Source organism: Nostoc sp. (genome assembly GCF_036919495.1).
Lineage (GTDB): Bacteria > Cyanobacteriota > Cyanobacteriia > Cyanobacteriales > Nostocaceae > Nostoc.
Map to the genome: position 1 here is coordinate 1 of NZ_JBALBZ010000200.1, position 4,331 is coordinate 4,331.

The 4,331-nt window shown below is 48.8% G+C and carries 5 protein-coding genes and 1 pseudogene; 2 read left to right on the plus strand and 4 right to left on the minus strand.

Annotated features, from left to right (window positions below):
- Positions 1–258: 258 nt before the first annotated feature.
- The 3 genes from V7K25_RS28065 to V7K25_RS28075 form a co-directional block, all read right to left on the minus strand.
- The gene (locus tag V7K25_RS28065) at positions 259–690 is read right to left on the minus strand and encodes a YciI family protein (protein ID WP_273770200.1); all 432 of its coding nucleotides are present in this window, start codon (positions 688–690) and stop codon (positions 259–261) included.
- Between the two features lie 87 nt (positions 691–777).
- Positions 778–1,275 carry a VOC family protein gene (locus V7K25_RS28070; RefSeq protein ID WP_335162703.1) on the minus strand — a complete coding sequence of 166 codons (498 nt, stop codon included), beginning with the start codon at positions 1,273–1,275 and terminating at the stop codon, positions 778–780.
- Between the two features lie 241 nt (positions 1,276–1,516).
- Positions 1,517–1,876: a YciI family protein gene (locus V7K25_RS28075; protein WP_012408899.1), complete on the minus strand. Its 360-nt coding sequence runs from the start codon at positions 1,874–1,876 to the stop codon at positions 1,517–1,519.
- Between the two features lie 169 nt (positions 1,877–2,045).
- Between V7K25_RS28075 and V7K25_RS28080 the strand changes: the two genes are divergently transcribed.
- Both V7K25_RS28080 and V7K25_RS28085 read left to right on the plus strand, forming a co-directional pair.
- The gene (locus tag V7K25_RS28080; protein ID WP_335162705.1) at positions 2,046–3,314 is read left to right on the plus strand and encodes an RNA polymerase sigma factor; all 1,269 of its coding nucleotides are present in this window, start codon (positions 2,046–2,048) and stop codon (positions 3,312–3,314) included.
- Between the two features lie 132 nt (positions 3,315–3,446).
- Positions 3,447–3,800 (plus strand): annotated as a pseudogene (locus V7K25_RS28085) (transposase); the annotation flags it as partial.
- Between the two features lie 196 nt (positions 3,801–3,996).
- Here the strand turns inward: V7K25_RS28085 and V7K25_RS28090 are convergent.
- Positions 3,997–4,236, minus strand: coding sequence for a hypothetical protein (locus tag V7K25_RS28090; RefSeq protein WP_335162709.1), 240 nt, complete (start codon positions 4,234–4,236; stop codon positions 3,997–3,999).
- Between the last annotated feature and the right edge of the window lie 95 nt (positions 4,237–4,331).

A 4,331-nucleotide genomic window follows, 5' to 3' on the forward strand; every position in this document is an offset into this window, starting at 1 on the left:
ATTGAGTTGCATTGATTTCTCCTTTTGTAATCGATTCTGCGTTTTGATGAGCGGATCGTTCGCATATAAACATCATTTGCGCGGTTGCTGATGACCAAGCCCCGTTGGGGCGGGGTGTGGGGTTGCAGGTTCGTGAATATTTAGCCCCAACAACACTCTTGGTTACAAACCCCGTATGAGTCTAGACGATAGCATTGGTGGGGGTTCAAGCCCCGACCAATGCAGTCTTCCCTACACCCCACACCCTTCTTGTTGACGTTACTCTTGCTGCTGCGTTTCAACCTGAGCGCGAATGCGGTCTGACTGCTCCCTTAAGGCGGGTGTCAGGACTTCACCAAAATCCTCTGCCTCGAATACGGGACGAATCTCAATCTCGGAGTCTCCTGGCATAGGGTTAGGGCAGCGCTTGACCCAAGCAACTGCCTCTTCCATTGAGTTCACCTGCCACAGCCAATACCCTGCCACTAGCTCCGGCGCTGGAGTGAAAGGTCCCTGGGTGACGGTGCGATCGGTTCCTGAAAAGTGAACTCGCACCCCTTTTGAGCTAGGATGCAACCCCTCAGCGGCGAGCAAGATACCCGCTCTGGCTAATTCTTCGTTGTACTGCCCCATTTCAGTTAAAAGCTGTTCGCTCGGCATGACCCCAGTTTCGGAGTCTTGGGTTGCTTTGACAAAGACCATGACTTTCATTGTGAAATCTCCTGTTGAATGGTTTTGAGTTAGATTGCGAAGGGTTGGGTGTGCTGATTAGCGCAAAGCGCAACTCCGAAGGAACCGCTAATCAGCAGCGACACGCTTGAGTTCATCAATCTCGATCTTCTTCATTTGCAGCATGGTAGTGGTCACTTTTTGAGAGGTTGCCGCATCGGGGTGGTTGAGTAACTCAATCAGAATGCGAGGAATAATTTGCCAGGAGACGCCGTATTTGTCTTTGAGCCAGCCGCATTGCTGTGCGGTTTCATCCCCACCGGCAGACAATTTTTGCCAGTAATCGTCCACGTCCGCCTGGGTATCGCAAAAGATTTGGAAGGAAATCGCCTCGTTAAATTTGAAGGTCGGACCACCGTTGAGTGCTGTGAACGGCTGACCATCAAGTTCAAAGCTGACAGTTATGACGGCTCCGGCTGGAAGTCCCTGAATTTCTTGTCCAGCGTCTCCATATCGACTGACGTGGACAATTTTGGAATTGCGAAAAATCGACGTATAAAACTGAGCGGCGGCTTCGGCTTGATCGTCAAACCATAAACAGGGAGTGATTTTGGAATTTTTTTGCATGAGGGTTCTCCTTGAGTTCAAGCGGTTAAGGACGGTCAAAAGAGGCAGGGGGGCAGGGAGCAGGGAGCAGGGGGGAGGATTGGAAGGAGCTTGCACTCCCACCAATCAAGAACGCCCTGGAAGGGCGGGGCTTGATACCCATGTTCCGCTCCGCTTCACGGCAACTCTTGGAGACGCTGCGCGAACGGGACAGGGATTGCTCCCCCTGCTCCCAGCAAGAACTGCCCCTCCGCCTCTTCGGTCAGGGCTGTGCTGGTAGTCCCGCAACTTCGATGACAGGACGGATTTCGACGGTGCCGACTTTTGCACCTGGGATGCGGGTGGCGATCGCAATGGCTTCATCCAAATCCTGAGCATTAACGAGGAAGAATCCACCCAATTGTTCGCGGGTTTCGGCAAATGGTCCATCGGTCACGAGTGATTTGCCATCACGGACTTGGACACTGGTTGCGGTTGCAACAGGATGGAGTGGAGCCGTCGCCAGAAATTGTCCTTGAGTATGCAAGTCCTGGGCGAGTTGGGCAGATTCCCCATAGCAATGCTCCCGCTCGGTGTCGCTCATGGCGTTTTCGTCCATATAAATCAGCAGCAAATATTTCATTCGGTTGCCTCCTTTGTGATTAAGTCGAACGGGAATTGTCCAAATCGACACCTGAGTGCAAAAATTTTGTTTAGTACAATTGAACTTATCTCCCTTTATCAGTTAGTCGAACGGCAATTGCTCAAATCGACACCTTGCCCAAAATTCTTTATGTCTTTTTGTCAAAGGTATGGCTTCAATCCCAAAAACAGATGTGGCTCAAGCAATTGCTGCCCTTTATCGAACTGAATGGGGGCGCATTGTTGCTATTCTGATTCGGCTGGTCGGAGATTTTGATGTAGCTGAAGAAGCTGCACAGGTAGCATTTACAGCGGCAGTGAATCAGTGGGAAAGCGACGGTATTCCCGATCGTCCCCGTGCCTGGATTATCCGAACTGCCCGGTACAAGGCGATCGATCGCCTCCGACGACGCACGAAACTGACCGAAAAACTGGAGTGGTATGCGGCATCTGGCTTAATTCCATCCACTGAAGAACCAACCTATGACAGTGATGAAATTGAAGACGATCGCCTGCGATTAATTTTTACCTGCTGTCACCCGGCACTGGCAACGGAAACTCAAGTAGCGTTGACCCTGCGAATGTTGGGTGGACTGGAAACCGACGAAATTGCCCGCGCCTTTCTTATCCCGACTGCAACAATGGCACAGCGGTTAGTTCGTGCTAAACGCAAAATTCGAGACGCAGGCATTCCTTACAAAGTACCTGAGACGACTGATCTCGCTCCCCGGATAGAGGCAGTCCTGACAGTCATCTATCTCATCTTCAACGAAGGCTATGCCGCAACCAAAGGAGATGCGATCGTGCGGGCTGACCTCTGCATCAAAGCGATTCGCTTGGGGCAACTGGTGCGGCAATTGCTGGCACCCCAACCCCCATCTGAAGTCACAGCACTGGTGGCGCTGATGTTATTGCACGATTCGCGGCGCAATGCGCGTCTAGATGAGGCAGGCGATTTGATTTTGCTAGAAGATCAGGATCGCAGTCGTTGGAACCATCTACAGATTGCTGAGGCGTTACCCCTGGTAGAGGAAGCGTTGCTCTTTGGAACCGGAGTGTATGCCCTGCAAGCGGCGATCGCCGCCCTCCATTGTCAGGCAACCCGCGCCGAAGAAACAGACTGGGCGCAGATCGTGCGGCTCTATGAGGTGTTGGAACGCTTGCAGCCCTCACCCATTGTTACCTTGAACCGAGCAGTGGCGATCGCAATGGCAGACAGTCCTCAAGCCGCATTTGGACTGATTGATCGCCTTGCTCCAGAACTGGACAGCTATCATCTCTTTCATGCCACCCGTGCAGATTTATTCCGGCGTGTTGGAGCATTAGAGGAAGCGACCCAGAGCTATACACGGGCACTAGAATTAGTGACAAATGACAGTGAGCGTCGTTTTCTGGAACGTCGGTTGCGCGAAGTTCAACCTAACATTCAATCCGGCTAAGGGTTTACAACAGTTTAAATTGGGCAAGCGATGTGAAAGCTGTTTATCCCGGATTTCTCACAAACTCTGAGAAAAATGGTGTAAAAAACTGCTAAAATGTATATATAGTAAGCATTTCATTAGTTATAAAGCATGACCCAACAAGCTTCGCGATCGCTGCCAAAACAGTTCAAATTTGAGCAGCCAAAGTCACCCCCAATCGTAGTTAATTTCAACGGGGGACAGGTAACATCCGATGCTGGGTTAAGTTTAATTGCGGAACTAGACCGAAAACTGCAAATAACATCACGGTTAGCAGGATGTTTCCAAGATTACCGAAAGCCTTATCGAATTGACCATTCAATAGAAAACTTAATTAGACAACGAATCTACGGGTTGGTCATGGGATACGAAGACTTAAATGACCATGAAGAATTACGTCATGATCCGATGTTTGCTCTAGCATTAGGAAAAAGAATTGGAGTAGAGGATGAGCCAATACTGCTCGGTTAAGGGAAAATAGATGATGGAATAAATCATAATTTGTTCGCGTGTGTGATACGAGAACAAAAACAGCTAAAAAGGTTGCTTGTACCTGAAGGCACTCTCGAAAAATTTAATTGTCAATTGCTGAGAATATTTTTAACCCGTTGAACTATAAATTGAGGATGAACAATTTACAGTATCGCCCAAATGGATGTATTCAACTTGCTTTCCTAAAAATTTGAAAGGATAGTAGTTGTCGAGGAGTGCCATTATTTCTATGACATCGTTTTTTACTCGGAAACTTTGAGCGAGTTTTCTTGACGACTCTGGGATTACTTCTATGCTGTGGTGGTGGAATTTTTAAATCTTTTATTTCCGAAATTAACCAACTAAAAAATACATTGATATCTGGGAACATTTCTACTGCAATCTGGAACAAAGGGATAGCACGTCTCACCGGGAGCATCCCATTTTTGCAAAGACATTAGATAGCAAGTTGACCATTGAGGTAGGCACAGCGAAGTTGTAGTATGGACGGCACATTGGCAGGAT